Source organism: Candidatus Magnetominusculus dajiuhuensis (genome assembly GCF_046044395.1).
In the GTDB taxonomy this organism is placed as follows: Bacteria; Nitrospirota; Thermodesulfovibrionia; order Thermodesulfovibrionales; family Magnetobacteriaceae; genus Magnetominusculus; species Magnetominusculus dajiuhuensis.
Window position 1 is genome coordinate 1 of sequence record NZ_JBJUSG010000201.1, and the last position, 3,806, is coordinate 3,806.

General features: G+C 47.5%; 2 protein-coding genes. One reads left to right on the forward strand and one right to left on the reverse strand.

Annotation, left to right across the window (positions count from 1 at the left end):
• Positions 1-277: 277 nt before the first annotated feature.
• Positions 278-1,483, reverse strand: a complete 1,206-nt coding sequence (locus tag AB7D94_RS16715) for a class I SAM-dependent methyltransferase (RefSeq protein ID WP_420267203.1) — start codon at positions 1,481-1,483, stop codon at positions 278-280.
• Positions 1,484-1,568: 85 nt separating this feature from the next.
• Between AB7D94_RS16715 and AB7D94_RS16720 the strand changes: the two genes are divergently transcribed.
• A complete protein-coding gene (locus AB7D94_RS16720) occupies positions 1,569-3,722 on the forward strand; it encodes a RelA/SpoT family protein (protein WP_420267204.1) in 2,154 nt (717 codons plus the stop codon).
• The last annotated feature ends 84 nt before the right edge of the window (positions 3,723-3,806 follow it).

A 3,806-nucleotide genomic window follows, 5' to 3' on the forward strand; every position in this document is an offset into this window, starting at 1 on the left:
CTTCTCTGTAAACACGCATTCTCACTATCATTTTACCTTCACCGAGAATTGCTGTGAAAAGTCATCAATGTCACAGCAAAGTAGAAATGTCCTATTCTTAGCAAAATAGAAATGTCCTATCCGGTTAATAATAATAGCTCACCTCCGATTTGATATACGATTGCCGTGAGATAATCAGAATCCATGCAGATTATTATCATATGCGCTTTTAGACTAATTCTACAAAAACCACCCGCTCAACCATTTTATTTGCACTTATGCCAGGTGCTTTTGACACTTAACTGCCGTTTTTAGGATTATATACTGCGGACACATCAAGTTCCCTTAGTTGATTTCGTATCGTAAACCCCTTCAACACGGGAGTTTCCCTCTCCATTCCCTTGTATTGTATCATCACCTTGTGGCTCTGTCCCATGCCCTCCGGCACGAGCAGCCTTTTAATCTTTATGGCCTCGAATTGGTAGTCTTCGTCTTTCGGTATTTGACAGATCAACTCATCAATTCCCAACGATAAGAGGAATGTCCCCTGCGCGGCATACCCCACGGGGGTAAAACCCTGAAGGATCCCCCATTTCCCCAGCGCCGAGAAGTTGACGTGCGCGGTTATGTCCTGCTGTCCAATGTTCACATAAGGATTTTCGGAGGTTTTATGCCGGAAGTAGCACAGCAGTGTGCCGCGGCAACGCCCCGGCTGGTAATACTGCCACGCCGGAAACCCATAATCAATCGTAATGATAAAACCTTCTCTTAGAATTGTTGAGCAGTCTTTAAGCCAATCTCTGATGGCGAGGTTTATCTCTGTCCTGTAAGTGGACTGGATTGCTGCCTCCGCGGCAATGGCAGACTTGAAGGATGTGTTTGAATCTCTGAGTACATCAATATTAAACTCTTCCACGTATTCTAATATCTCTTTGGACGGCTCAGCGAGTACCTCGCAGAGCGTATCGTCTCCTTCGGCGGCAACCCAGACCTCTTTTAGTGCGCCGTTGTCCATTTGTACGAGATGTACGGCAAACGCGTCGAGAAGTTCGTTAGAAAGTATGCAGCCAGCCACAGGGGGCAGGCCGTCAATTGAGTCAACCCAGGCCACAGTACCTGAAAAAGGCGCAAGCATGGCCTCCTGTTGCCGCCGCAGCCGTGGGTTGGCCTCAATGATTACGTAAGAGATGGATTTAAAAAACTCGGTATCACTTAGATACATGAGCATATCGCTGGCAAGCAGTGCCCGTCCAGGCCCGAATTCTATTATATGAAACAGGGCCGGGCTTCCCATAAGCGTCCACATTTGCTCGATTTGTCGGCCAATGGCCGCGCCAAAGGCCGGATGGAGGTGCGAGGCGGTAAAAAAATCCCCCTCCCGCCCAAATGGAATTGATGACATATAATACCCGTAATCAGGGTGGTACAGTGTCTCTTCCATGAATGCCTTAAACGGCATAGGGCCGTTTGCCCTGATTTTTTCGGCAATTATCTTTTTAAGCATGGCATCCTGTTACCATCAATATTTATAAATTAATGTTAGATACTTAGTAGTAATTGTATTATAATATATCATAAGATAACGGACAATGGACAACGAACTACTAAAATTAGACGACCTGCTGGCTAAAATAACGGCATACGCGCCCGACGCTGATGTCTCGATTATCCGCAAGGCCTATCATTTTACCCAGGAGGCACACTGCGACCAGAGAAGGCTTGAGGGTAAGCCTTTTTTTGAGCATCCGCTTGCGGTTGCCTCCATATTGGCAGACATGCATCTTGACTGTAAAACGGTAGTAGCCGGCCTTCTGCACGATACCGTCGAGGATACGGAGACGACCATGAAGGATATCATCGGGATTTTCGGCGAGGATGTCGGCTTTATGGTCAACGCCCTGACCAAATTAAAACGGATGGAGTTCAAGACAAGGGAGGATGCCCAGGCCGAAAATTTCAGGAAGATGTTCGTAGCAATGGCCGAAGATGTCAGGGTGATACTAATAAAGTTTGCAGACAGGCTTCACAATATGAGGACACTGAAGTTTATGCCGCCACATAAGCAAAAACTGATAGCCACCGAGACGCTGGATATATACGCGCCGCTTGCAAACCGTCTCGGCATGGGCTGGCTAAGGTCAGAGTTCGAGGACCTTGGGTTTAAATACCTGCATCCTGAGATTTATGAGGATTTGTATAAAAAAGTAGTAGCTAAGCAGCAGATGCGCGAAAATTTCGTCAAAACCCTTGCCTCAACCATCGAAGAGAAACTACTTGAGCATAATATACCTGGGCGCGTAAGCGGGAGGGTGAAAAACTTCTATGGTATCCACCAGAAGATGCAGGCACAGCGTGTGACCTTTGAAGAGGTCAACGACATGCTGGGCCTGAGAATCATAACACAGTCAAAAGAGCAGTGCTATATTATACTCGGTCTGATTCATTCACTTTGGATGCCTGTACCGGGGCGATTTAAGGACTACGTGGCCATGCCCAAGTCAAACAGATATCAGTCTCTGCATACGACCGTGCTAGGACCGGGAGCGGAGCGTATAGAGTTCCAGATCAGGACTGAGGAGATGAACATGATAGCCGAAAAGGGCATCGCCGCCCACTGGCTATACAAGGAGCGCAGCCGCCAGGTTGAGACAAAAGACGCCATGTACATCGAATGGCTCAGAGAGCTGATACACCTGCAAAAGGACTCCAAAGACGCGCGTGAATTTCTGGAGATGTTCAAGGGTGAGATATTTTCTGAGGTCGTATTTGTCTTCACACCCGCCGGTGACATAAGGGAACTTCCAGCCGGGGCGACCCCCGTAGACTTCGCCTACGCCATTCATACCCATATAGGAAACCGCTGTGTCGGGGCAAGATGTAACAACAGGATGGTACCTCTTAAATATCAGTTGAAAAACGGGGACACGATTGAGATAATCACCTCAAACACGCACAGCCCAAGCAGAGACTGGTTGAACTTTGTCGTAACGCACAAGGCGAAAAACCGCATCAGACAGTTCATAAAGGTCGAGCAGCGCAAGCAGGGTATCGAGCTTGGCCTGTCGCTTTTAGAAGACATGCTCACAAGAAATAAGATAAAGCTTGCAACGCTGAAATCCAAAAAAATGCAGGAGACAACCGCCCTGCTGAACTATAAAACCCTTGACGACTTACTGATGGCAATCGGTTACGGCAAACTGTCTCCAAGGCATGTGGTCAACATTTTGAATCCCGATCATCCCGAAAGCAAAGGGAATAAAGAGGCCGCTGCCCCGCCCAAGCCCCGTCATGCGGAAAAAACCAACAAGGGAATACAAATCACGGGCGTGGATAACCTGTTATACACAACGGCCAAGTGTTGTTTCCCCGTACCGGGCGACAACATATACGGATTTATCACGAAAGGAAAAGGGGTTACTATCCACCGCAAGGATTGCCATAATTTTAAGCGCGCAGCCCTATTGGACGAAAACAGGATTGTATCTGTAAACTGGGAATCCGAGGACAAAACCACTGCCCCTGCCAAACTCTATGTCGAAACAATGGATAAACCGGGAATGCTTGCAAACCTCACAAATGTCATCACGGCCTTCAACATCAACCTGTCACACCTGGAGGCCCGTTCCTCTTCAGATAAACACGCCCATTTCACCTTCATCCTTGACGTAAGAGACAAACCCCAGCTCATGAACCTCAGCACTAAACTATTGTCAGCAGCCGGTGTCATAAGCGTTAACAGGTAATTTCTTTGAATGTCTATCCCATTAATTTTGAATTTATCCCTATAACCGACATAGAGAAGCGAAAAGAGTTAAAAGCCCCCGTGC